This is a genomic window from Nitrososphaerales archaeon (assembly GCA_025058425.1).
Lineage (GTDB): Archaea > Thermoproteota > Nitrososphaeria > Nitrososphaerales > JANXEG01 > JANXEG01.
In genome coordinates, this window is the sequence record JANXEG010000094.1 from 1 (window position 1) to 650 (window position 650).

At 46.8% G+C, this 650-nt stretch carries 1 protein-coding gene; it reads left to right on the forward strand.

Features of this window, described 5'->3' with window-relative positions; all coding sequences use genetic code 11:
- A partial coding sequence (gene cas1 / locus NZ896_06835; GenBank protein ID MCS7117158.1) for a CRISPR-associated endonuclease Cas1 occupies positions 1-547 on the forward strand: 547 nt, incomplete at its 5' end.
- Positions 548-650: the final 103 nt, after the last annotated feature.

The following is a 650-nucleotide window of genomic DNA, read 5'->3' on the forward strand; positions in this document are numbered from 1 at the left end:
CGCTAGCTCTGTTAGGAGCGAGGTCATGAGGCTTGAGGCGGAGGCCGCTGAAATATACTGGCAGGGCTTTAGGCTTTTACTGCCAGAGAACCTAGATTTTCCGGGCAGGAGGAAAAGGTTTGAGGATCCTGAGGATCCAATTAATATTATGCTCAATTTCTGCTATGGGCTTTTAGCCTCCGAGATTTGGCTGGCTGTTGAAGCAGCCGGGCTTGATCCATTCGCAGGATTCTTACACGCGGATTCTCCTAGAAGGCCAGCACTTGTAATGGATATTCTAGAAGAGTTTAGGCAGCCTATTGTGGATAGGGTTGTTTTGAGACTCTCATCGAGCATTAGAGATTCGAAATCTATAATTGATGGGAGAAGGCTTAAGGGAGAATTTCGCTTTCAAGTTGTGAGGGCTTTCTCTGAGAGATTATCCGAGACATTAACATTTCGCGGAAGACTATTGCCGCTATCAAGCCACATTTTCCTACAGCCTAAAAGAGTTGCAGACTTTATTCTTGGGAGGGAGCCTAGTTATGCGCCGTTCACCTTGAGGTGAAGGCTATGCAAACCCTCATTGTGTATGATATAAGTGACGATGAGGTTAGGCTTAAGGTTAGCGAGGCGTGTAAGAGGTTTGGGCTTGCCAGAATCCAGAGGAG